Here is a 23,423-nt window from a genome sequence, read left to right on the forward strand (position 1 = left end):
GTCAGAAGCTTGCCCGAGGTTGACGCACTTGATCGCACATTCAGATTCGCCATCGTTGTTCCCGTGTACTGGACGGCTTCATTGGAACCGCCAGAGCTCGACGTACTGCCGGCCTTCTTTACGTAATCACCGGACACATATGCCGTTCCTCCGTTATACTTGATTTTCAGCCAGTTCCCGCTTGTTCCTACCACTTCCACGCGGCTTCCCTTCTTCAGCGTAGTCAGAAGCTTGCCCGAAGTTGACGCACTTGATCGCACATTCAGATTCGCCGTTGTTGTTCCGGTATAAAGTGTTTGTGCGTTTTCTGATGAATTCTTTTCCGAAGCAGCACCCGTTTTTATGTAATCCGCAGAGACATAAGCAGATCCGCCTTTATACTTAATCTGCAGCCAACCGTCGCTCGTTTTTCCGGTTACTGTCACAGCGGCACCTTCTTTCAACGTTGTGAGCACCGTTCCCTGCATAGAAGGCAAAAGACGCACATTTACATTCGCTGATGTCGTGCCCTGATAATCGACAACGTTCTGCACAGAAAGACTTGGCGTGGCAGTTGAGCTTTCCGAAACCTTCTCCGTATAGTAGCCGTCAACATATGCTGTTCGTCCTTCATATTTGATCTTCAGCCAATTTCCCTTTTCACTTTTCTTGTCTATGCCAATGACTTCAAAGGTCTGATTTTTTTTAAGCATACCGATTTGCTGCTGTTCCGTACCAGGTGTGCTTCGTACGTTTAAATTCGTCTTGGCTTTCGCTGGATATGCTTCAAATGTGTCCGCAGATGCGTGAGCAGGCGCTCCCGTTACTGTTGCAACCGCCGCTGCAGCCGCAAAAGCGCCGACAATAGTAAAATTACGATTTGGGCTCAATATAAGCCACCCCCGAGTATGATCTAAATGATCGATTATATTTTTACTATTTATATCGGTAAGTTATGAAATTAGTTTAGTGAAAACTGTTGATTACGCTCATTCCTTGACGAAAAATTAATAAGATTGTCTATTTTAGTAGGTTATTTGACACAGTATTTTAATTGTATTTTTTGATAAAAAGACATTAATGATTAATACGATTCAGTTCGCTTGTTTCTTGTTTTTTTCAAATTCATGCAAAAAAATCACCGAAACAGACGGTTTTCTCCCCTTTTCTCTCTCTTTCATATCGAAACCAGGTGAATCGTATCATGCGAACAACAAAAGTTCCGAATGAATTGACATTTATTTTCAAAAAAAGGACAATCTATTCTTTTTCTATACCCCAAAATTCATAGGCAAAACGTATATCTGATTTTTTTATTTTCAATAAGAATAATTTCAATAAATCAGACTTTATGAATTTGTCCAAGACTGCTGTTTCGTTTGCTATGTTTTAAGCTTCTTAGGCGCTACAGATCGTTTCGCAGGACCAGTATCCACAAATTGATCGTTTCGCTTATGGATTCGCAAAAAAAGCCCGAAATTGGGCTTTTTCATTCTTCTTATTGAGATGTGTAAGATAGTGCTTGATTGCCGAATTGATGCCACGCTTTTATAAAAGCTTGCTTATCGGAACTGCTTCCCGGTCCGCCTGCCAGCGGATCATTAAAGTAAACATATTTTTTGTCAAATCCGGTCAGCAAAACGGAATGCTCCTTAAAAGTAATACGAATCATTCCTTGTTTCGTCGGCCAGTTCTGCCATGCGCTTGCCGGAACAGGCTGAAAGTTAATGCTCGTGATCGTCCACACCGGCTTGCCCAAAGCTATTTGTTTTTCAATCGCGGACCATGGCCGGCCGGTCATATCAACCACATGCCCGCCTAAATAACGGCGTGCCAGATCGGCAATCGGTCCATGATAAACGGCAAGCCCAGGATTTGCTCGGCTGCCGTGATACATATTACCTACAAATCCTTCATTTGGATTACCCTTCCATTTTCCTGACTGAAAAGGCACCTTTTTTATTTGTTCCGCAAGCAGCATTTTATTGGTTCTCACACCAGCAGATTGCAACAGCATTGTCAGGCTCGTCACTTCACAGCCGTTGGGCAGTTCAGGCCTCTGACTGACATATGGAGCGCTCAGTTTCTTCTCCGTCAGCTCAGGTTCTTTTTCACGTTTAGGAAGGGTCTTCTTTTTCATGGGTATCGAATCATTCGTCTGCTCCCGCTGCAACTGCTCGTAATTCCCTTCTTGACTGTCTCGATTCTGAAAGAGAACAATCATAAAGGCAGCACAGACAATAATAATCAGAACCATTAGTATCGCAACGATTCTTTTCACAAAACGCATGTATAACCCCCTCTAGGTAAAACAAATCTCACAATCATTATTGATTTTGCCGCTCTGTATATCGGAGCAAATGATAAATTGTTTCGATCGTCGGCACATGTGCACCACACTGATCGGCTGTCTGAATGACAAAACCTAGAATTGCATCCACTTCCATTTCACGACCGTTCTCAAGATCTTGGAGCATCGACGTTTTATGATTCCGAATCTTCTCATCAGGCGTCAAAAGACCTGCTATGTATTGTTCTCTGATTTGAATACCGGATTTTGCCGCTACCGAAAGGAATTCTTCACTGATTCGTTTGAGCAGCCCATGAAGATCTGCATCACTCAGTGCTTCGCCAACGCGTGTTCGTGTCAATGCTGTCAACGGATTATAGGTTATGTTCCATAATAATTTTTCCCATTTGATCTGCCTTATATGGTTCGTAATCTGCACCTCTGCCCCTGAATGTACTAAAGCTTCCTTGAGTTCATGAAGTGTCCCGTTTGCCTGATTTTCTTCCTCCCATTCACCAATAACGAGTTTGCCGTCGCCAACATGATTGACTACACCCGGCGCTTCGCGAATGATTGAAATAAACGCGGAACCGCCAACAATGTGTTCAGCACCGAATACTTCGGCAAGCCGTTCTTCATTGCCGATTCCGTTAAGCAGACTGACAACCTTCGTTTTCGGTCCCATGAGTACGCTCAATTCAGGAATCACCGCATTTAGAGCTGTGGACTTGATTGCCAGCAAAATATAATCAAAAGAACGATCTTTTTCTAGATTTTCTGCATTGCTGACTTTTACCGGCAGCGAAAAATCACCGTTGATACTTTTAACAATCAACGCATGATCACGCAGCCGCTCAAGTGTTTGCCCTTTGGCAATAAAGGTCACGTCTACCTCTTCTTTCGCCAAAATTCCTCCATAATAACAGCCGATAGCACCAGCGCCAAGCACTCCGATCTTCACAATGAAACACGCCCCATTCTCTGTCCTGATGTCCGTTCTCCTGCTGCAGTCTCCGTTTTCTCTCTAATACTTTCATTTTAGCGTATTTCAGCAAGTTTTTCTTAATCGAGTTCCTGGAAATCGTTCATTATCTGCCAACTCGATCAATCTACGGCTTTTTTGTTATACTTAAAACAGCTTGCACAGGATTCGAAGCGAACAGCGGAGAATAAGTAAAAGGACACGAATTTAGCGAAAACAGGTGAATTGATTGGACGAAATTATTATTTATTGCGATGGCGGTTGCCGAGGAAATCAGAGTGATCATAACGTTGGCGGCTGGGGAGCTATTCTGAGATACGGAGATCATGTCAAAGAACTGCACGGCGGTATGCGCAACACGACCAACAATGTGATGGAACTGACAGCAGCAATCCGCGCACTGGAATCGCTGAAATCACGACAAATTCCCGTCGCATTCTATATAGACAGCGCTTATGTAGTGAACGGAATGAACAGTTGGATTTCCGGATGGATCAAAAAAGGCTGGAAGACGGCAGGCGGAAAAGCCGTTAAAAATAAAGAATTATGGATTCGGCTGAATGATCTTGCACGGGCGCAAGAAAAGATCAGCTTTAACAAGGTCAGGGGACATCATGGCGTCGAATACAACGAACGCGCCGATCAGATCGCCAATCTCGCCATGGACGAAGTGGAAAAAGAATAACAGTAAGCAAGGGAGCCCTGCGCGATGCACAGTGCTCCCTGTTTTTTTACAGATGAGCAGTTCATACCGATCTCATTCCCGCTCCAAATGTCATTCATCATATTCGCTACCTGATTTTCTCAATTTTTATGGATACAGTCTAACTCTTTATTGAGTAATTGGCTTCACATTTCCCGTCTACTATTCAAAAACAGAATATCGGTTCTTTCTTTACGCGTGCATGAAAAATTTTATGTCCGATCTTACAAAAAGAGACACCGGGTGTGACTTTACTCCGGTATCTCTCACTATTCTTATTAACATTGCAATACAACTTGTCCCTGTTTCATCGATTCTTTGACATTGATGACGCGCTGATTTGATGATCCTCTGAATTTCAATTTTAAATTTCGTTTTGCCAAATCAAACGGTCCGTCCACAAGCACATCAATTTGACTGAGCATTTCCCACCGCTCAGGATCCTGAAGCAAATTGTCATAGAGAAATCCGGTCCAGCACCAAATGTCCTTGTTCGGGCATTCGTTCTTGATGCGCTCAACAAGTTTTGTCAAAGTATCAGGATAATCAAACGGTTCGCCGCCAAGTAGCGATAATCCCCGAATTTTATCGCCCGAATTCTGCAAATCACTGATGATTCTGTTCTCAACCTGATTCGTATAGGGCTTGCCGAAATCCGGATTCCAGACAACCGCATTCCAACAGCCCTTGCAGTGAAAATGGCAGCCGCTGACAAACAGGGAATGACGGACACCTGTCCCGTTCAGAAAATCAAAGCGCTTATAATCGGCGTAATTCATTATATTCACCCTCCGAATAACTTCCCCAGATATGGAAACGTCTTCAGCTTTGCTGCTTCTCGCGGCTGTTGATCTCCTTCAGACGTCCCTTGATCGGCTTGCGCTGAATCACCGAACCCAAATAGCCGCACAACCGGCGGATGCATGACGTTGTTTCCGGATTATGGTTACCGCAATTCGAACATTTGAAACCGGCAGCCGTCGATTCAAATTCGCCTTCAAAGCCGCATTCGTAACATTTATCAATCGGCGTGTTCGTGCCAAAGTAACCGATACGGTCATAGGCGTAATCCCAAACCGTCTCCAGTCCCTCAGAGTTGTTCACCAAAGAAGGGAACTCACAGTAGTGAATGAAACCACCTGCCGTATAAGGTTCATAATCTTTTTCAAAATCAATTTTCTCAAATGGATTGATTTTCTTGCGTACATCGTAATGGAAACTGTTCGTATAATAATCTTTATCTGTTATATCCTTGATGCTGCCGAAGCGCTGCTTGTCCAATCGGCAGAAACGGTCGGTTAGGCTCTCCGAAGGCGTCGCGTAGACACTAAATGCATAGCCGGTCTTCTCACGCCATTCTTCTGATCGCGATTTAAAACATTTCACAATATCGAGTGTGAATGCCTTCGCTTCCGGACTATGTTCCCAATCCGGGCCATAGAACACCGTCGCCGCTTCATAAAGCCCGATGTAGCCCATGGACACGGTTGCCCTGCCGTTTTTAAAAATATCTTGTACCAGCTGATCAGCGTGCAGTCGTTTTCCGGTGGCGCCATACTGGTAGAGAATCGGTGCGTTTTTCGCTTCCACTTTATCCAAAGTGTGAATCCGGAACAGTAAAGCCCGGCAGACCAGATCAAGCCGCTCCTCAAATAAACTCCAGAAAGCAGCTTTATCGCCATTTGATTCAATCGCGATTCTCGGAATATTCAGCGTCACCACGCCCATATTGTTACGACCGTCAGCTATATATTGGCCATTTTCCTGATAAGAAGGCAGGAATGAACGACACCCCATCGGCGCCTTGAAATCTCCGGTTACTTCAACGATTCGGTCATAATTCAAAATATCCGGATACATCCGTTTCGTTGCGCACTCCAGAGCCATTTTCTTAATGTCGTAGTTCGGGTCGCCTTCATTAAGATTCAAACCGCGTTTGATCGTGAATACGAGCTTCGGAAACACAGCTGTTTTGTGATCGCGGCCAAGACCGATAATTCTCACCTTCAAAATGGCCTTCTGAATTTCACGGGCAAACCATGAGCGGCCAAGGCCGAAGTTCAGAGTGAAAAACGGAGTCTGCCCATTGCTTGAAAACAGCGTGTTAATTTCATACTCAAGCGATTGCATCGAGTCATAGATTTCTTTCTCAGTCATCGAGTACGCGTAATGTTCTTGCTCTGCGGGATCCGATATCCATGTCTTTGCGGTTTTCAAGTATTTGCTGAAGCTTGTTCTCGCGTATGGTTCCAATACTTCGTCCGCGCGGTTGAACGATGTGCCGCCATAAATATTCGAGGATACGTTGGCAACGATCTGTGCAACCAGTGCAGTCGCTGTCTTGATCGATCTCGGCTGCTCCACATCCGCATTGCCGATTGAGAATCCTTTTTCAAGCATGCCTTTAAAATCAATCAGCATGCAATTGTACATGGAGAAAAAAGGTGAGTAATCCAAGTCATGGAAATGGATGATTCCCTGATTATGCGCATCGGCAAATTCCTTGGGCAAAATATGGCGGAGTGCATAGTCTCTGGCCGCCACACCGGCAAGCAGATCACGCTGTGTATTAAATACTTTTTCATCCTTATTTGCGTTTTCATTGGCGACATATTCATCCATATTAATTAAGTCGCGAATTTTATCATCCAGCGTTTTTTCTTTAAAAATCGGTTCTTTAATCATCCTGTCGACCTCCATAGTTCCTATAAACATTATTATAATACAATATATAGTATGATCAACATGTTAGATGACACAATATATAGTCAGTTGACGTTCGAATAGTATTTTTCAGGAGTATAGAGCGAAAAATGGATTTGTGACAAATTTGCAAACGAGGGCTTTAAATTACGATGTGAAAAAACAAATAACTTATTCATTATATCGGAAGATCGCTAGAAAGCAATCATAAAAAAACAGTAAAAAAAGACGATCCTGTGATCGTCATTCCTATTTTTCCTAATGAAATGTATGATACAAAAATTTATATAACCCGTTTTCAGCATATGAGGCGTCGGTCACCCGGTCGGCCTGTATCTTTACATGCTCAGGAGCGTTCTTCATGGCGGCAGAATAACCAGCAAGCTGAAACATCGGCAGATCGTTTTCCCCATCTCCGACTGCGAGCGCGTTGTCCGGGGACAGATGATAGTGATCAAGCAGAATCCGAATTCCGCTCGCCTTTGAAATATTCTTTCCTACTAATTCCACATTGTTATGCGACGACGAAAAATAGTCAAATGTGAATTTATCCTGTAATTGGCGCAACACATTCTTCCACGCATCCATTCTCGCCACATCTTCACTGAAAAAATACATTTTAGCGATCTGCGCCAGCTCCTCATCAGTCAGTATTTCTTTCCAGACCATGTCCTCAAGGACAGCCTGTCTTCGCGATTTCCATTCATTTATCGACACATTCTCCGGCTTCGCCCCATTGATTTCGTTCATGATATAATGCTTATCCCGGTTTAGAATTGTTCTTCGTCCGTCAACCGGATGCAGCTGATAATACAGTTTTTGCCGCTCAGAGCAGTAAAGCATATGCGCGACGAGTGCTTTCGGCAAAACGCTTTGGAAAATTTTTGTTTTCCCCGCGAACACAGTCATTCCATTTGCCGCAACCATTCCTGCTGCCGGAAAATCATCAGGCAGCGCGTTAAGCGCATCGACCTCCGAACGCCCCGTAACGACAAAAACATGCTTGCCATCCGCACTAAGTTCCTTAAGATAACCGTTCAATTCAGGAGTCACTTGATTATCCGGTGTCAGCGTTGTTCCGTCTAAATCAAGCATAATCGTTTGCACGTTCACCTGATTTCACCTCCGCAATGTCTCTTCATTCATTCTATCGTTTCTTGTCGTGCGCCGCATCCCCTCTGCCTGTTTTTCTACAGACATGTTTTATCAAGTCAGAATATGGGTATAGAACATTAACAAGCAGTGCATGAAGGCTTGCAAAACAGGAATACGTCCGTCTCTCAATGAAAATTAATTTCTCGATCCATAGACAAACACCGCGCCATAAAAAAGCTTCGATCTTTCACCGGTTCACCAAAAGCTCCATTCAAACGCATGGCTTCGGGGCAACCAAAATAAACAAAAAGAAGTGATTTTTCTGCCATTACTTATTGTCGCCTTAGGCGTGATTGTATTACTCATACTCATCATGAAGTTTAATCTCAATACTTTTATCTCGCTACTCATCGTTTCTTTTCTTGTCGCACTTGGACTAGGTATTCCGCTTACGAAAATTATTTCCGTCATTGAGAAAGGCATCGGTGAGCAGCTCGGCGACCTCATTCTGATTTTCGGACTCGGAGCCATCTTAGGGAAGCTTGTCGCCGATGCCGGCGGCGCGCATCGCATCGCCATTTCTCTTGCGAAGAAATTCGGTAAAAAACGCATTCAACTAGCGATCATCGCCGCATCGTTTATCATTGGCATTGCTTTGTTTTTCGAGGTTGGTCTCGTGCTCCTGCTTCCGATCATATTTGAAATCGGAGTTGCTCTAGGCATCTCGCTTCTCTATGTGGGGACGCCGATGATTGCCGCCTTGATGGCGACGCACGGATTTTTACCGCCGCATCCGGCACCGACCGCTCTCGTTCAGAGCTATCACGCCAATACGGCCTATGTGCTCCTTGTCGGCCTGTGCATCGCGGTACCCGCCGTTCTCATCGGCGGTACACTGCTGAATCGATTGCTTTTCCATTTGCTGCCTCAAGTCTACACACATTCCGGGAATGAGGAGCTGCTTGATAAGAAAAGACACTTTGACGATAACCAAGTGCCGTCCTTATCGCTCAGTATTTTCACCTGTCTTCTTCCCGTCCTGTTGATGATTTCAGCAACACTGATCACTGATTTAATTACGTTTTCAAAGGTCATCGAGCAAATCATTCAGTTGATTGGATCTCCACCGGGCGCGATGATGACGAGTGTTCTGTTTGCACTCTATGCCATGGGTATCCGCCAAAAGCGTTCTATGGAGGATATTGAAAAGACAATTACAAAGGCAATCCGGCAAATTTCCATGCTGCTCCTGATCATCGGAGCCGGCGGCGCGCTTAAAGAAGTGATGATTACAGGTGGCGTCGGTGATTATGTCGCAAATTTATTTAAAGGTTCTCCCCTGTCGCCGCTCGTTCTGGCATGGGTAATCACCGTGCTGATCCGTGTCTGCATCGGTTCGAGCACAGTTGCCGCCTTGACCGCTGCTGGAGTTGTTGCTCCATTGGTCAGTGCAACCGGCGTCAGTCCTACGCTTATTGTCCTTGCCACCGGGGCCGGCAGCGTATTCGGCGGACATGTCAACGATCCCGGATTCTGGCTGTTCAAAGAGTACTTTGATCTGAATATTAAAGACACGTTAAAAACCTATACCGTCATGGGCAGTATGCTCTCCTTAATCGGCATTCTTCTGATCTGTGTTTTTTCCGTTTTTATGTAATGAAACACAGTCAGCCTGCTCATACTAATACAAAGCCGCACAAAAGGGAGGAATTTACATGCTCGGTCTCATATGGTCGCTGATCGTTATCCTGTTTCTCATCTGGCTCGTACTTCTGTTACTTAAAATCGGCGGTGCAATCATCTATCTGCTTCTTGTTGCCGCAGCCGTTCTGTTTGTTCTTCAATTCTTCACACGGAGATAAACAAATGATTGAAAAAGCCGGCTGCCCCATAATAATTTAGGGAGCAGCCGGCTTTTACCTGTTACCATACTTCATTTATTTTCAACGTTCTGCATTGCACCATTAATCGCTTCTGTCACGCTTTCACTGAAAATCGCGAATGCGTCGTCAATCTGTTCCTTAGTTATAATCAGTGGCGGAATAAAGCGGATGACGTTATGGTCAACACCGCAGTTAAGCAAAATCAATCCTTTTTTCAGCGCATTGGCCCGAATCGCAGTAACGAGGTCGCCGTCCGGTTCCCCATTTCGATCAATAAACTCAATACCGATCATCAGACCAAGTCCCCTGACCTCAAGCACCTCATCATGCTGTTTGGCAAATTCAAGCAGTTTCCCTTTAAAGTAGGCGCCGACTTCAACCGCGTTATCGACAAGTCCGCCTTCAAGCAATTCAAAGACGGCGACACCGGCCGCGCAGGCAACCGGATTGCCGCCGAAGGTCCCGCCATGGGTACCCGCCGGCCATTTGTCCATTAATTCGCGTTTTGCCACCATCGCGCTGAGTGGAAAGCCATTGGCGATCGCCTTGGCAAGTGTCATAATATCCTGCTTCACATCAAAATTTTCATAGGCAAAAATTTTACCTGTGCGCCCGAATCCGGTCTGCACCTCGTCGAACGCAAGCAAGATGCCATGTTCATCGCAGATTTTGCGAATCGCCTGCAGAAACGATTTCGGAGGCACAATGTAACCGCCCTCGCCCTGAATCGGTTCCATAATCATGCAAGCCACTTGTTCCGGTTCAATGAGATCATGGAAAATCTCTTCAAGTGAGTTCAAGCAGCGCGCCACTTCCTGCTCTTCAGTCAAGCCGGAGCGGGTCGCATAAGGATAGTCCGCATAATAAACACTCGGCAGCAACCCTTCATAGTTGCGGCGATACTTCGCATTTGACGCCGTCAGCGTTGTCGTCGCGAGTGTCCGTCCGTGAAAGCTGTGTTTGAATGTAATAATGCCGGGACGATGGGTGACTTGCTTGGCAAGCTTAATCGCAGCTTCATTGGCTTCAGCCCCGCTGTTCGAGAAATAGATTTTATAATCCGAACCCACATGGCCGAGAATCTTCTCGGCTAGTTTGATATAAGAGGGATAATAAACAACATTATGACCGCCATGAATAAGCTGATCCATCTGTTCCTTAGCCTTCTGAACAACATAGGGATGGTTGTGGCCGCAGTTAACCACTGCGACACCGCTGGCAAAGTCCAAATACTTTTTCCCGTTCTCATCCCACACGTAGGCACCTTCGCCTTTAACAATCCCCAATTGTGTCGCCCGAAACGCAATCGGCGGAAACAGATCCAATGATTTTTCATACATGCTTTTATCCGGCATTCTACTCATACCTCTTTTTATTAAAAATTAGAAGATCGTCAAAAGACCACTGTGTCACACAATATTATATAATGAATGAAAACAAACGTTTATTTACTTTTATGGCGTCAAAAGTCGCGCTTAATTGATTATTCATTGGAGGACCGGTCGATGGAACTGAGACAATTAAAAACTTTTCAGGTGGCGGCAGAACTGCTGAACTTCACGCAAGCCGCCAAACAATTAAATTTCTCCCAGCCGACCGTTACAGCGCAGATCCGGGCACTCGAACAGGACATTAGCCATCCTCTTTTTTTCAGGATCGGTAAACAAACCTTTCTAACCGCGCATGGAGAAATCGTGAAGCGCTATGTTGATCAAGTGTTCGCAACCCTTGATCAGATGAATGCAGAGCTTCAGGAGAAAGATCAGCTTGAAACGAAACTGACCATCGCCGCACCGGAAACCTTCTGCACGCACTACTTTCCACCGATCATCCACCAATTTCTCGGTGATTATCCGAACATCGGCATTAAGCTTGTTTCCTGTATGAGTGATCAGGTGATCAGCGGTATCGACAGCAACGAATATGATATCGGCATCATCTCCGGTTCCTACACGAAAGCCGGCATAACAAACGTGATGCTCTCTGAAAAAGAAGATCTCGTTCTGATTGCCTCAAGTCGCCTGCTGAAGCAGCACACACCTAAAGAACTGCTTGAATACTACCCGTTTATCAAATACGAAATCATCGGTCCATTTGAAGAGCAGATGAGCCAATTCATTCAGGAAGCAGGCATTCGGCCGCAAAAAATGATTGAATCCAGCAGCCTTGAGGCCGTAAAAAGTGCCGTACTGAGTGACATTGGCGTCGGACTGATCAGTCGCAATCTTGTCAAAAAAGAACTGGCCTCTCGCCAGCTGCAGGAAATCTTCCGGAACAAAACACCGATTAAGATTGAAACCTCACTCGTAATCGCGACCCATAAATTACGCGACGAAATAATTATGCATTTGATTCGTCTGATTGAGCAAAACTGGAACACGATTCATTAAAGGATCTTTTCTAGGAAATCTTGAGCGCGCTCTGTACTTGGATTGCTGAAAAAAGTTTCCGGTGTGTTTGATTCAAGAATGCGTCCGTCATCCATGAACACCACTTTGTCGGCTACCTGTTTGGCAAAACCCATTTCATGCGTAACGATGATCATTGTCATTCCGGATTCGGCAAGTGACTGGATCACGTCAAGCACTTCTTTGACCATCTCCGGATCGAGTGCCGAGGTCGGCTCATCAAACAGCATGTAGTCCGGCTCCATCGCAAGCGCGCGGGCAATCGCCACACGCTGCTTTTGGCCGCCGGAAAGTTTATTCGGATACTGGTCCTTTTTATCGAGCAATCCGACTTTGTTTAACAGTTCCTCAGCTTTTTTGACTGCGTCGTCCTTTGAAAGCCCCTTGACTTTCATCGGTGCATAAATCAGATTCTCAAGAACGGTTTTATGCGGAAAGAGATAAAAGTGCTGGAAGACCATGCCGACTTTTTCTCGTACTTTGGTCACCTGCTTCAGGTTCATTGCCGTCATATTGTGTTCATCGACCATAACCGTACCTGAGGTCGGACGTTCAAGCAGATTAATGCAGCGTAAAAAGGTTGATTTTCCTGATCCGGAGGGACCGATCACGACAACTACTTCGCCCTGGTTAATCTGTAATGAAACATCCTTCAAAACCTTGATGTTCCCGAAATTTTTTACTATGTGTTCAGTTTTGATCACTGCGGCCCAGCCTCCTTTCAATATGCCCGCCGATAAACGTCAAAAGAAGGACGACGAGATAGTACATAAGAAACGCAACGAGCATTGGCGGAAAATACATATAGTATTCTGCAGATACAATCTGCGACCGTCGCATCATTTCGGTAACGGTAATCGTCGATACAAGTGCCGAATCCTTGGTTAACGTAATAAACTCATTCATCATCGCCGGCAGGATGTTCTTAATTGCCTGTGGCAAAATAATGTCTTTCATCATTGGCCAGTAACCGACCCCGAGTGCGCCTGCGGCTTCAAACTGACCTTTGTCTACTGCATTGATACCTGAACGGATGATTTCGGACATATAAGCACCCGAATTTAAACCTAACGTAATGATTGCGACTGCTGTCGCATTGACATCTCCGAGCCCTAAGAGCTGCGGTATCGCGAAATAGGCGAGTGCCAGCTGCATGATTAGCGGCGTGCCCCGAAAAATTGAGGTGTAGCCACGGGCAAATCCATTTAATAGTTTAACATTGCTGATTTTACATAAGGACAGCAGCGTTCCTAAGACAAAACCAATGATCGCTGCGCCTAATGCAATCCCCAAAGTTACCCATATACCATTAATGATATAGGGAATCGAAGGAGCAATTTGTTTGAATCCGCTGATAAGTTGTTCCATCGCCCCATTATCCTTTCAGTGCTTTTTTCACTGGTTTTTGATCCATTTAGTAACCAGCTTGTCTTTAGTACCGTTCTCTTCCAACTTTTTCAGTGCTTTATCAAACTTTGATGCTAGTTTGCTGTTCTTTGGGAATGCCGCACTGATCGGATCATATTGCGTTTTGCCATCAACAACGGCTTTAAATTGTTGCAAGCTTTTATCCTTGCTCGTATAGCCATAAGCAACGGTATCTACGGTAACAATTGCGTCAAGTTTGCCCGCACGCATCGCTTCGACCATTTCATTCAGCTTATCCCATGTTTGAATGTTCATCGGAATTGTTTTGCTGACTTTTTTTGCAAGCGTTTCTTGAGTCGTACCAAGCTGAACGCCAACCTTTTTATTCTTCAGATCTTCCATCGACTTAATATTTGTACCTTTTTTCGTCAAGATAACTTGAAACGATTGATAATAAGTTTTCGAGAAGTCGACTTGCTGACGACGTTTTGGTGTATCAACCATACCGGCCATAACAAAATCTACTTTCTTGCTGCCGAGTGCGGCAATCAGTCCGTTAAAATCCTGGTTTTTAACTTCCAGTTTATAGCCAAGTTCTTTGGCAACAGCCTTTGCCAAATCAAGATCAAATCCGACAATCTTGTTTCCATTTGCCGTATCAACCGATTCAAACGGCGGGTAATCGGCGCTCGTTCCCATGACAATTGTTTTTTTCTTACTTGAATCGCTGCTTCCTGAGCTGCCGCATGCGGACAGAACGAGTAGAAGCATTGCCATCATAATCAAGCCTAATTTTTTCATCATTTTTTTGTCCCTTCTTTTCTATAGATATTCCCTTATAGGGAGATAAAAGCTTCGTTAATGTGTTGCTTTTTGATCTTCCAGTACACATTCGGTCATGGAGCGGATCAATGTCGGCAGAACGCGATACGAATAGGGTTTGTACACGCGCTCTTTCCATGTATGTGCCTTTTTGCCGTAAACACCCATGTCAAGGACGGGTATATTGAGCTTTCGGATCGGGTCAAGCGGCACGCTGTATGTTTTTCCCCATCCGGGAAAGTTATTGAGAATAGCTGATGTTTCTTCTGCCGTTTCGCTCATTGACAGGTAGCTGCCATCAGCCAGATAAGGGAAAAAGCGTTTTTTGGCGAACTGTTCGCCGGTTACCTTGCTCGTTTCACTGAGCACCTGATCAAGCAGTTCATTAACGCGATGCTCTGCTTCAACTTCCTGCCGCAAATAATTATGCGGACAGTACGGGGGGGCAAAGAAGACAATGACCTTCGGACGTTGATCGCCGGACGCTTCTTCCAGCTTCTCAATAATTTTAAAGCTGACTTGGCGCGAATCCTCGTTCGGATTAGCCTCGACGACTCGATCGACAATCTCCTTCACCGAAATGCTCCTCGCTTCCAAAGACTGAACGAATTCCGAGAAGCTCAAGACGTCGGTTGTCCAATCCGGTGCCTCACCTTGAAGTCCGCAATTGTCTGCGAATACTCTATATTGATTTTTGAGGAAGTCGGCAAGCTCATCGCACGTCTGCTTCGCGACCCCCTTCAGCTGCTCAAGGACATCCTCCGGTGTTCGCTCATACAAAAAGTAATTAAAATAAAGGCGTACAGCTCCCGCCGTCTGCACATTATAAAAGACTTTTTGATCGCGCTGATACAGGCAAGAAGCTGGGAGAATGACTTCGCCGGAAATCTGTTCGGCATACGCCATATTATTATTTAACGCATTGTTGATTTTACTCGCAATCAGTGTCGGATCAATCCCGGACAGCGTCTCACCAACATGTGTCTCGCGTCCGCGGATATAAAAGCATCCGAGCAGTTTCCCTGCCGATCCTGTATAAATATATCGCTTTTGATCGCCATGATAAAGTGGGCTGTTAAAATCCGTATTGATCGCTACGGCATAATCAAGCCCCTGTTCTTCTCTCAGCCGAAGCAATTCGCCGACCGCTTCCATTGCCCCTTCATGGTCATTCTCTTCAACCGGATTAAACATGACCAATAAATTGCCGTTCAGTTCTTCCGGATGTTCCGTATAATGAAGCAGATTACTTAAGTGTACCGCATCCCCACTTTTCATATCAAGTGCACCGCGCCCAAACAGCCAGTCACCGGATTGCGCGTCGCTTTGCACATCGGTGTCTTTTACATAAGACGAAAAATAGTTCTGTAAGTAATCCGAATCCAGCGCATGGTACTCAATCGAACCAAAATCATCGACACCGACCGTATCCATATGTCCATGATAAATGATTGTTTTTTTCGTTTCATTTTTATTTTTTAAAAGTGCGAAGACATTTTTTCTCCCCAGTTTGTCGCCGTCCAGTGCCTGCGTCCAAACATTCTCCGGATGCTGTTTGAAATAGGGAAAGGATCGCAGAATTGCTTCCAGTTTCTTTGCCATCGCGACTTCTCCGTCCGTACCATTGACACTCTTCACGCTGACAAGGTCTCTCGCTATTTTCTCAATCTGCTCTTCCGCCGGTAAATCTTTAATGAGCTCATACATTTTTTAGAATCCACCTTCTCTACTGAATTATTCTACCGGATCACGTTGAAGCACGAGTGAAGAACAGTGAATACCTCCGCCCATCTTGTTGATTTCGTCTACAGGGATCGCGATCACTTCAACTCCGGCTTTCTCAAGCGCTTCAATCGTTCGAACGCCGCGTGAGGTGAACAGTACCTTGCCCGGCTCCAAACAGAGCAGATTCGTCGTCATCGGTGGGTCGAGCGGGTCGGTGTAGATTAACTGAATACCGCGGTTTTGCAACTCCTGCAGGAACCAATGCGGCAGGTTGGTCGGATCAACAAGCGCCTTATCAACATCAACCATATTGAATACCTCGTCAAGATGGATCATACTGGACGGAAGATCAACAACAACAAGATCCATGCCCTGCCATGCAAGGATCGCGCGCAGCTGTTCAATGCCTGCGTCATTGACACGAATCGATCGGCCGACCATCGCCGTCTTGCGGTCAAACACCATGAAGCTGCCGCCTTCGACAAAGCCTTGGCCTTGAATGGATGCCAGCACTGGCATGCCGATCTGCGCTGCTGTTTTCAACGTTCGACGTGTCTCGGCATATCTGAATTTCAAGGCAAAACGGGCCAGAATCAAACCACCTGGAATCACCATGCCGACATCGCGGGCAAACAAATTATTCGTTAACAATTCGTTATCCTCAATAAGCGGGATTACCTCGACCCCCTCATGCTTCAACACATCGGTCATCCGGTCATGCTGTTCCTGCATCTTTGCCAGATCAAGCGGTTCTTTACTTAGGCAATAACTGATAATGCTTCCCTTATCATCACGCAGAATGCGGGCACCCGCCTCTGCCTCGAACCTTGCTTTATTCAACTCAAGCAGTTCATTTCCCGGTCGGTGAACAAAAACCTTCCTCACCTTTCCGACTGCGTTTGGATTCCCCCAGTCTGAAGACCAGTACTTCTCCAAAAGAGCAGTAGCTTCAAATGAATCCCGGACCATATTTTCATCAAGAAATTTATGCAATACGGACAAGTAAACCCCTCCTTGTTAGGCTACGTATCTTTTAATACATGTTACGGAATAAAACCTCACATAAAAGTAACTATTTCTATAATAATATAAATTGAACATCGTGTACTTTATAAATTTCTATGTCAGGTATCTGATAATCTGATTGTTCTGTTTCACCGCTTCTTCTTATTGAAAAGAAAAATCATTTACTTTTTTTAAATAATTTTCACTATTCACAGCTATTTTTGTCATGTTAAGATAATTATCTGTTTGTTTTACTTTCCCAATTGTCAGATTTACCGCGCTAAAGAATACTATTTGTTAGATTTACTGACACTATAATTGACGATCGATCTATATTCGCTTATTATTAGTTACGTAAACTTCATCCTTTCTGTTTTCGTATATCCTTAATAATACGGTTTAAGGGTTTCTACCTGGGAACCGTAAATTCCCGGCTACGAAAAATATGTGCGCATATTTTTCGTAGCCTTTTTTTTGCGTTCTACAATCCTATTTGGAGATGACTGAAATGAAACGAACAATTATTAAGAATGCCGAACTGATCACGATGGATCAGAATGAAACGATCACCCATGGAGACCTTGTCATTGAAGCCGATCGCATCCGATCCGCAGGTCCGATTGTGCAGCCGACACCGGGTGACCGAGTCATCGACGGAACCGGCAGAACGGTCATTCCCGGATTCATCCAAACCCATATCCATCTCTGCCAGACCCTATTTCGCGGAAAAGCGGACGATCTTGAACTCATGGACTGGCTTCGGAAACGCATTTGGCCGCTCGAAGCCGCGCATGATCAAGAATCAATTTATCTGTCTGCACTACTCGGTATTGGTGAACTGATCGCTGGAGGGTCAACTACCATTGTTGATATGGAGACCGTGCATCATACGGGCGAAGCATTTCAGGCGATTGCCGAGAGCGGGATCCGCGCGCTGTCCGGAAAAGTAATGATGGATAAAGGAAGCGATGTACCGCTTGGTCTTCAGGAGAAGACGGATGATTCCATTCGTGAAAGTGTCGATCTTCTGGAAAAGTGGAACGGCCATGACAACGGGAGAATCCGCTACGCGTTCGCGCCGCGCTTCGTCATCTCATGCACCGAATCTCTGCTCACACAAGTGCGTGATCTCGCCGATCATTACAACGTCTTTGTTCACACACATGCATCGGAGAATCGTGGTGAAATCGCCATTGTTGAGCACGATACCGGCATGCGCAACATTATCTATCTTGACCATATCGGTCTTGCCGGTAAACGTCTGATTCTCGCCCACTGTATCTGGCTGAATGAAGAAGAAAAAGAAATTATTCGAAAACGCGGCATCCATGTCAGCCACTGCCCCGGTTCCAATCTTAAACTTGCTTCAGGAATTGCTCATGTGCCGCAAATGGCTGATTTAGGCATTAACCTCGGTCTTGGCGCAGACGGCGCGCCATGCGACAATAATCTGGATATGTTCCAGGAGATGCGTCTCGCTGCACTCATACACAAACCGGAAAACGGACCGACAGCAATGAATGCCCGGCACATTTTCCGTATGGCAACGATTGAAGGTGCTAAGGCGGTCGGTATGGAGCAAGAGATTGGCAGCCTTGAAGCCGGAAAAAAAGCCGATCTGGCTATACTGAATCTCAATTCCTTCCATTGCAACCCGATGTTCGGCACCGATCCGATTTCACGTATTGTCTATTCGGCAAAGAGTTCGGATGTCGAAACCACCATCATTGACGGCCGCATTGTCATGGAAAACCGGCAGATGAAAACCATTGATCAAACGTTTGTTTTAAAACAATCCGAAATTGCCATAGAACGCCTGATAAAGCGCGCGGGAATAAAGATTTAACTGAACAAAATCGTATCCGGATGCGAGGCTGCCTAGTCTCACATTCTTTTTTTAAGTGCGAATCGTTCTTTACATTCGGTATTTGTTGTGAAAAATAGACGATTGCATAGAAATGCAGATTTCGAGGCATATTAATTGCTTAGAATGCCGATTATTGATTCAATAGAATTGGGGTTGGTAAACGATTTGGTAAAAAGGAGGATGTTTATGAGTCATTTTAAACTGCCCGCACTCGAATTTGCTCCTGACGCTCTTGAACCTTACATCGACAAGGAAACGATGCTCATTCACCATGACAAGCACCATCAAACCTACGTCACAAACCTGAACGCTGCCCTTGAGAAGCACCCGGAATTAAAAGACAGCTCGCTGACCGACCTGATTGCCCATCTTGATAAAGTTCCTGAGGATATTCGAACCGCCGTCCGAAACAACGGCGGCGGCCACTACAATCACTGCTTCTTCTGGAAAGTACTCATACCCGGAGGATCCAAACAGCCGACCGGAGCCCTTGCCGAGGCGATTGATAAACAGTTGGGCGGTTTTGAAAAATTCAAAGAAACCTTCACCAATGCGGCTACCGGCCAATTCGGTTCCGGCTGGGCTTGGCTGACCGTCACAAAGCAGAACGTGTTGAAAGTTACCAATATGCCGAATCAGGACAATCCGCTCATGGATAGTGCAACCCCACTGCTCGGTCTGGATGTTTGGGAACATGCCTACTACTTGAAGTACCAGAACAGGCGGCCGGACTATGTTAAGAACTTCTTCAATGTCATTAACTGGGATTTTGTCTCCGATATTTACACTAAGACACTTGATACAGAAACTGTACGTTAATCGAAAAACCGAAGTGAATGATATCACTTCGGTTTTTTATACTATAAGAAGCATATAAATTTTAAGGAAAATAGTATGAGTGCAACTAAGTCTTCGCCTTCGTCAGAGGCTTGGCGAAGCCAAGTTTTCTAATGTTACCGGCACGTTCCTTGATTTTGGTTACCTGACATGGCTAAGATAGAGGTAACGTTTGTCCAAGGAGGTTTGATCATGAACGAAGGATTAGGCTTAGGTCTTATTACTGTTGAAGTATGCGACTATGGTTCGCTAACCGTTCAGCATTTAGAAAAAATAGCCCGCCACCCGGAAGTCGCGGTGATGAACTATGATTGTCTGAATGTGTGCGGCATGTGCAGTTTAAAACCATTTGCTATCGTTAACGGGCATCGGATTTTCGCGAACACCATTGATGCCTGCCTTGAAAAAATAGAAAAAAAGATCAATGAAGAATTAGACATGCTTCAATAAGTCTTACCTATGCAGAAATGTGATACATACCGGATCTGGTACCAGGACTTTTGAATCAAGTATACGCAGATGTCCTGATACCGGATCTCGCTCAAACAAGACGAGATCTCCGGAATTCTGGTTCGCTACGATAAGAAAACGTCCACTTGGATCAATCTCAAAATCACGCGGCCAGTCTCCCGTCGTATCCACATGCTCGATCAGCGCCAGTTTACCGCTTCCCTCATCAACCTGAAGCACAGCAATGCTATTGTGCCCGCGATTTGATGCATAAACAAAACGCCCATCGGCGCTGATCTTAATTGCGGCACCTTGACTGTGCCCTTTAAAGTCAGCAGGCAGCGCACTTACCACTTGTATTATGGTGAAATGTCCGCTTGTCGAATCAAAGTGCATTGCAATGACTTCAGAACTCAATTCTGTCATTACATAAGCATACGGTGCATTCGGATGAAACACCAAATGACGCGGACCCGTACCTGGTGCAAATTTCAATTCGCTTTGCTCGACCCAGCCGGTCTCAGCCAACCGATAAGTTGTCAGTGCATCAAGTCCGAGATCTACGGTAACCGCAAAACGCTCATCAGGGGTAAAGGCCGCAAAATGAATATGCGCTGCCTCCTGGCGACCAGGATCTGCGCCGGAGCCTTTATGCTTCAGTTCTGCCTTTAATTGCACGCCCAGACTTTGGTCGGGTTTATAGAAACTTGCCGCTCCTTCGTGATAATTGCCATCCAAAATGCACGTATTCTCACGATCAACACTCACATAACAAGGTGAAGAGCCTGTTCTCAAGTTTTGACCGAGCAGATTAAGTGCACCTGACGCGTCAATAGCAAAGGCAGCGATTCCGCCCTCCGATCCTTTTTTTACAACAGAGTAAAGGCAATCATTATTACTGCTGATTGCTAGATAGGTTGGATTTCCGAGGCTTGCAACCGCACGCAAGTCAACAAATTTCTTCCGTTCTGTGTCAAGAGTAAATGAATAAATGCCTTCGCTTTTTCCTTTTGTATAGGTACCGATATATCCGCTATAGTTCACGGTACAGCCTCCTTTTCAAACAATCGCATTCTGAATCATCTGCGTCCCACCATCAGAAACAGCAAATGACTGATTAAAAAAACGAATAATGAAAAAAGCACAGATAAGCTCAACATGACCATAAGCAGAAAATTAAAACGTCCGATCCAATACGTGATCTGCGTATGCAGCGCAGGATCAAGGAGTACGCTGGTCGCATTGGTCACAAGCAGAAGTCCGAAAAGCGCCCCCGCTCCGCTCCCTGCTCCACGGATGTCTTCGCTGCTCAGCGACATACGTGAAGAAACACATAGTGCGATTAAGACAAAAAGCCAAAAAACAGGATGACTGTAATTGGACACAGTAAACAAACCCTGAAAGATCCGGAGAATCGTTTTGCCCAATACCTCCCATGAAGGTAAATCAAAAAATGAGAACAGACGCCGAGCGTGCGACCAATCAAATAAAGCAGGGGATGCACCATCAGTCACCCATTTGGCGCAAAGTGCGATCACTAAGCTTCCGCCGATCAGCGGCGCCACGCCAATAAACAGATTACCGATTCGTTGATAAAGGCTGTTCGGATTGTACGCATGGCGCACATAGCCCATTGTTCCATCGGAATCCACCGCCTGCAGCAGCTTGATTTCAGTCACACGATGACGAAAGATCAGGCACATAACGGCATGACTCAATTCGTGAATTGGTGTACCTAGCCAAGCCGTGTAATAGATACCTTTCATGCCAAATACGTGGATCATTCGTCCGTTTGCCTGCCGTTCAAGAAATCCGAGAATAAAACCGCCGATGATGAGTGCCCCGATCAAAGAGATGAACTGAACACAGGTCATTCCGATGATTCTCAAGACAATCGTCATCCACGTTTCCTCTCCCATCACTCAGCGCCTGCCCAAGTGATGTTTTTCCAGATATGGTTTCAGAGCAAGTCGTGGCGGTACGGATAATCCTTGCGCAATCTGCTTTGTCCATGTTTCGTCACGACGGCCGCCTGTTCGCGTGTGGTAGTAGTCAGCGACTTTTTGATCATACTGATTTAATGCTTCTTGACTCATCTTTTCTTCGTATCGATTTTTATGGAAAATATTTTCAAAAGGAAGCCGGGGCCGTTTCTCCGGATTCTGATCCGGATAGCCTACCGCAAGTCCGAATACCGGAAACGTATAATCCGGAAGATGCAAAAGCTCCGCAGTTCGTTCAATATCGCGCTGAATGCTTCCGATATAGCAGATTCCAAGCCCCATAGATTCGGCGGCTACAGCCATATTCTGAGCGGCAAAAGCAGCGTCACCGAGCGCTACCGTCAGTCTTTGCGTCGTATCCAGCACCGAAGTATCCGCCCCGTTCCGCTCACCAATCTGCTTGTTTCGATACTGATCTGCGACAAAGACAAAGAAATAACCATTTTCCTCAACATAGGGTTGATCGCCGGAAATTTCACGCAACTCTTTCTTAATCGCCGAATCCTCAACACCAATAATGGAAAAGGACTGCGTAAAGCTTGAAGTAGACGCCGCCTGCGCACATTCAACAAGCAGCTTTATTTGTTCCTCCGATAATGATTGCGGCTTGAACCTGCGGATGGAACGATGATTCAACAAAGTACTGATAACTGCATTATGCATGAATCGTAGACTCCTTTGTGTGAGCTATTTTTCTCAATTATACGTGATTCAACGGTTCGTTGCATGAATGAACCATCGACCGTTAAAAGCAAAGCCGATTCACAGTCTATCGATTGATGCGTATCAGTACGAGGACGTTTAAGCCTCTATCATTTGTTCCACCGCATGACGCGATAGCTTTCGCGCTGCATACAGGAAGTATGCGTATTTAGCGAAAGTTCCTTTGCTCCAAATGCCGTTTTAAATCATCAACTTTGTGCTGAACAGACATTTCTATTTCATAAATCATTTTGCTTCTTCATTAAGTAACGAGCAAAATAAGCGGAGATTTTCCGCTTATATGCATCATGGCGTTTGTTTCACAGGTACATAAGGGTAATTTTTCCGGTTATGCAAAGAAAAATCCTCTATTTTCACGCTTTTCGATTCGATAAGCGGAATTTCTCCATCTATTTAAGTGATTTTTTCATTCATTTTCGAATTAAACGAAATTTTTCCGGTTATTTCTCAGATTGGAAGATTGGACGCTTACCTGATCCCCAGCCGAGCCTTATGACCTTATCGTCGTACCAGCACAAGGCAAAACGATAAACGTTCCTTACTTGTTAGAGGCTTCGCCAAGTCTCAAAGAGGGCGAAGT

General features: G+C 45.2%; 22 protein-coding genes and 1 riboswitch. Of the genes, 7 read left to right on the forward strand and 15 right to left on the reverse strand.

The window, feature by feature from the left end:
* From NIE88_RS20495 to NIE88_RS20505, 3 genes are all read right to left on the reverse strand, one after another.
* The coding region (locus tag NIE88_RS20495; RefSeq protein ID WP_253065212.1) for an SH3 domain-containing protein at window positions 1-869 on the reverse strand (869 nt) is incomplete at its 3' end.
* Between the two features lie 608 nt (window positions 870-1,477).
* Entirely contained in the window at window positions 1,478-2,269 is a 792-nt protein-coding gene (locus NIE88_RS20500) for a C39 family peptidase (protein WP_253065213.1), read from the reverse strand.
* A gap of 37 nt (window positions 2,270-2,306) precedes the next feature.
* Complete coding sequence (locus NIE88_RS20505) at window positions 2,307-3,230, reverse strand: ketopantoate reductase family protein (protein ID WP_253065214.1); 924 nt, start codon at window positions 3,228-3,230, stop codon at window positions 2,307-2,309.
* A gap of 250 nt (window positions 3,231-3,480) precedes the next feature.
* On the opposite strand from NIE88_RS20505, the gene rnhA reads away from it, so the two are divergent.
* A complete protein-coding gene (gene rnhA, locus NIE88_RS20510) occupies window positions 3,481-3,936 on the forward strand; it encodes a ribonuclease HI (RefSeq protein WP_253065215.1) in 456 nt (151 codons plus the stop codon).
* Window positions 3,937-4,232: 296 nt separating this feature from the next.
* Here the strand turns inward: rnhA and nrdG are convergent, their stop codons facing one another.
* The 3 genes from nrdG to NIE88_RS20525 form a co-directional block, all read right to left on the reverse strand.
* On the reverse strand, window positions 4,233-4,733 hold the full coding sequence (nrdG, locus tag NIE88_RS20515) for an anaerobic ribonucleoside-triphosphate reductase activating protein (protein ID WP_253065217.1): 501 nt from the start codon (window positions 4,731-4,733) through the stop codon (window positions 4,233-4,235).
* Window positions 4,734-4,776: 43 nt separating this feature from the next.
* A complete protein-coding gene (nrdD, locus tag NIE88_RS20520) occupies window positions 4,777-6,639 on the reverse strand; it encodes an anaerobic ribonucleoside-triphosphate reductase (RefSeq protein ID WP_253065222.1) in 1,863 nt (620 codons plus the stop codon).
* Between the two features lie 276 nt (window positions 6,640-6,915).
* Window positions 6,916-7,770, reverse strand: coding sequence for an HAD family hydrolase (locus NIE88_RS20525; RefSeq protein ID WP_253065224.1), 855 nt, complete (start codon window positions 7,768-7,770; stop codon window positions 6,916-6,918).
* A 304-nt stretch (window positions 7,771-8,074) separates the two neighbouring features.
* On the opposite strand from NIE88_RS20525, the gene NIE88_RS20530 reads away from it, so the two are divergent.
* Both NIE88_RS20530 and NIE88_RS20535 read left to right on the forward strand, forming a co-directional pair.
* Entirely contained in the window at window positions 8,075-9,409 is a 1,335-nt protein-coding gene (locus NIE88_RS20530; protein ID WP_253065255.1) for a gluconate:H+ symporter, read from the forward strand.
* A 58-nt stretch (window positions 9,410-9,467) separates the two neighbouring features.
* Window positions 9,468-9,614: a DUF5670 family protein gene (locus tag NIE88_RS20535; RefSeq protein ID WP_253065225.1), complete on the forward strand. Its 147-nt coding sequence runs from the start codon at window positions 9,468-9,470 to the stop codon at window positions 9,612-9,614.
* Window positions 9,615-9,685: 71 nt separating this feature from the next.
* Here NIE88_RS20535 and NIE88_RS20540 read toward each other — a convergent pair whose 3' ends face one another.
* Window positions 9,686-10,990 carry an aspartate aminotransferase family protein gene (locus NIE88_RS20540; protein ID WP_253065227.1) on the reverse strand — a complete coding sequence of 435 codons (1,305 nt, stop codon included), beginning with the start codon at window positions 10,988-10,990 and terminating at the stop codon, window positions 9,686-9,688.
* A 150-nt stretch (window positions 10,991-11,140) separates the two neighbouring features.
* Between NIE88_RS20540 and NIE88_RS20545 the strand changes: the two genes are divergently transcribed.
* Window positions 11,141-12,025, forward strand: a complete 885-nt coding sequence (locus NIE88_RS20545; RefSeq protein WP_253065229.1) for a LysR family transcriptional regulator — start codon at window positions 11,141-11,143, stop codon at window positions 12,023-12,025.
* Here the strand turns inward: NIE88_RS20545 and NIE88_RS20550 are convergent.
* The 5 genes from NIE88_RS20550 to NIE88_RS20570 are packed head-to-tail and all read right to left on the reverse strand — an operon-like array spanning window position 12,022 to window position 16,960.
* Window positions 12,022-12,747, reverse strand: coding sequence for an amino acid ABC transporter ATP-binding protein (locus NIE88_RS20550; protein WP_253065231.1), 726 nt, complete (start codon window positions 12,745-12,747; stop codon window positions 12,022-12,024). The genes NIE88_RS20545 and NIE88_RS20550 overlap by 4 nt on opposite strands.
* Complete coding sequence (locus NIE88_RS20555; protein WP_253065232.1) at window positions 12,734-13,411, reverse strand: amino acid ABC transporter permease; 678 nt, start codon at window positions 13,409-13,411, stop codon at window positions 12,734-12,736. Before NIE88_RS20555 ends, NIE88_RS20550 begins: the two co-directional genes overlap by 14 nt.
* A 27-nt stretch (window positions 13,412-13,438) precedes the next feature.
* Window positions 13,439-14,215 (reverse strand): transporter substrate-binding domain-containing protein, encoded by a 777-nt coding sequence (locus tag NIE88_RS20560; protein ID WP_253065233.1) that lies wholly within the window; start codon window positions 14,213-14,215, stop codon window positions 13,439-13,441.
* Window positions 14,216-14,269: 54 nt separating this feature from the next.
* Window positions 14,270-15,940 (reverse strand): M20/M25/M40 family metallo-hydrolase, encoded by a 1,671-nt coding sequence (locus NIE88_RS20565; protein WP_253065238.1) that lies wholly within the window; start codon window positions 15,938-15,940, stop codon window positions 14,270-14,272.
* 27 nt (window positions 15,941-15,967) lie between these two features.
* Complete coding sequence (locus tag NIE88_RS20570; RefSeq protein WP_253065245.1) at window positions 15,968-16,960, reverse strand: dimethylarginine dimethylaminohydrolase family protein; 993 nt, start codon at window positions 16,958-16,960, stop codon at window positions 15,968-15,970.
* A gap of 359 nt (window positions 16,961-17,319) precedes the next feature.
* Window positions 17,320-17,420: riboswitch (purine riboswitch) on the forward strand.
* A 51-nt stretch (window positions 17,421-17,471) separates the two neighbouring features.
* Here NIE88_RS20570 and NIE88_RS20575 point away from each other — a divergent pair.
* From NIE88_RS20575 to NIE88_RS20585, 3 genes are all read left to right on the forward strand, one after another.
* The gene (locus NIE88_RS20575) at window positions 17,472-18,809 is read left to right on the forward strand and encodes a 5'-deoxyadenosine deaminase (RefSeq protein ID WP_253065247.1); all 1,338 of its coding nucleotides are present in this window, start codon (window positions 17,472-17,474) and stop codon (window positions 18,807-18,809) included.
* 207 nt (window positions 18,810-19,016) lie between these two features.
* A complete protein-coding gene (locus tag NIE88_RS20580) occupies window positions 19,017-19,649 on the forward strand; it encodes a superoxide dismutase (protein WP_253065249.1) in 633 nt (210 codons plus the stop codon).
* 210 nt (window positions 19,650-19,859) lie between these two features.
* Complete coding sequence (locus tag NIE88_RS20585) at window positions 19,860-20,117, forward strand: YuzB family protein (protein WP_253065251.1); 258 nt, start codon at window positions 19,860-19,862, stop codon at window positions 20,115-20,117.
* Between the two features lie 3 nt (window positions 20,118-20,120).
* On the opposite strand, the gene NIE88_RS20590 is transcribed toward NIE88_RS20585, so the two are convergent.
* Genes NIE88_RS20590 through nfsA form a run of 3 tightly spaced genes read right to left on the reverse strand, consistent with a single transcriptional unit; the run spans window position 20,121 to window position 22,783 of the window.
* Window positions 20,121-21,161 carry a lactonase family protein gene (locus NIE88_RS20590; protein WP_253065252.1) on the reverse strand — a complete coding sequence of 347 codons (1,041 nt, stop codon included), beginning with the start codon at window positions 21,159-21,161 and terminating at the stop codon, window positions 20,121-20,123.
* Window positions 21,162-21,196: 35 nt separating this feature from the next.
* A complete protein-coding gene (locus tag NIE88_RS20595; protein WP_253065253.1) occupies window positions 21,197-22,036 on the reverse strand; it encodes a hypothetical protein in 840 nt (279 codons plus the stop codon).
* A gap of 3 nt (window positions 22,037-22,039) precedes the next feature.
* The gene (nfsA, locus tag NIE88_RS20600; RefSeq protein ID WP_253065254.1) at window positions 22,040-22,783 is read right to left on the reverse strand and encodes an oxygen-insensitive NADPH nitroreductase; all 744 of its coding nucleotides are present in this window, start codon (window positions 22,781-22,783) and stop codon (window positions 22,040-22,042) included.
* Window positions 22,784-23,423 lie beyond the last annotated feature (640 nt).

The organism is Sporolactobacillus shoreicorticis, from assembly GCF_024125445.1.
GTDB lineage: Bacteria > Bacillota > Bacilli > Bacillales > Sporolactobacillaceae > Sporolactobacillus > Sporolactobacillus shoreicorticis.

Coding starts and splice junctions, on each gene's coding strand:
- NIE88_RS20500 (WP_253065213.1), bottom strand. CDS start 2,269: ATGCGTTTTGTGAAAAGAATCGTTGCGATACTAATGGTTCTGATTATT.
- nrdG (WP_253065217.1), bottom strand. CDS start 4,733: ATGAATTACGCCGATTATAAGCGCTTTGATTTTCTGAACGGGACAGGT.
- nrdD (WP_253065222.1), bottom strand. CDS start 6,639: ATGATTAAAGAACCGATTTTTAAAGAAAAAACGCTGGATGATAAAATT.
- NIE88_RS20535 (WP_253065225.1), top strand. CDS start 9,468: ATGCTCGGTCTCATATGGTCGCTGATCGTTATCCTGTTTCTCATCTGG.
- NIE88_RS20540 (WP_253065227.1), bottom strand. CDS start 10,990: ATGCCGGATAAAAGCATGTATGAAAAATCATTGGATCTGTTTCCGCCG.
- NIE88_RS20545 (WP_253065229.1), top strand. CDS start 11,141: ATGGAACTGAGACAATTAAAAACTTTTCAGGTGGCGGCAGAACTGCTG.
- NIE88_RS20555 (WP_253065232.1), bottom strand. CDS start 13,411: ATGGAACAACTTATCAGCGGATTCAAACAAATTGCTCCTTCGATTCCC.
- NIE88_RS20560 (WP_253065233.1), bottom strand. CDS start 14,215: ATGATGAAAAAATTAGGCTTGATTATGATGGCAATGCTTCTACTCGTT.
- NIE88_RS20565 (WP_253065238.1), bottom strand. CDS start 15,940: ATGTATGAGCTCATTAAAGATTTACCGGCGGAAGAGCAGATTGAGAAA.
- NIE88_RS20575 (WP_253065247.1), top strand. CDS start 17,472: ATGAAACGAACAATTATTAAGAATGCCGAACTGATCACGATGGATCAG.
- NIE88_RS20580 (WP_253065249.1), top strand. CDS start 19,017: ATGAGTCATTTTAAACTGCCCGCACTCGAATTTGCTCCTGACGCTCTT.
- NIE88_RS20585 (WP_253065251.1), top strand. CDS start 19,860: ATGAACGAAGGATTAGGCTTAGGTCTTATTACTGTTGAAGTATGCGAC.
- NIE88_RS20595 (WP_253065253.1), bottom strand. CDS start 22,036: ATGGGAGAGGAAACGTGGATGACGATTGTCTTGAGAATCATCGGAATG.
- nfsA (WP_253065254.1), bottom strand. CDS start 22,783: ATGCATAATGCAGTTATCAGTACTTTGTTGAATCATCGTTCCATCCGC.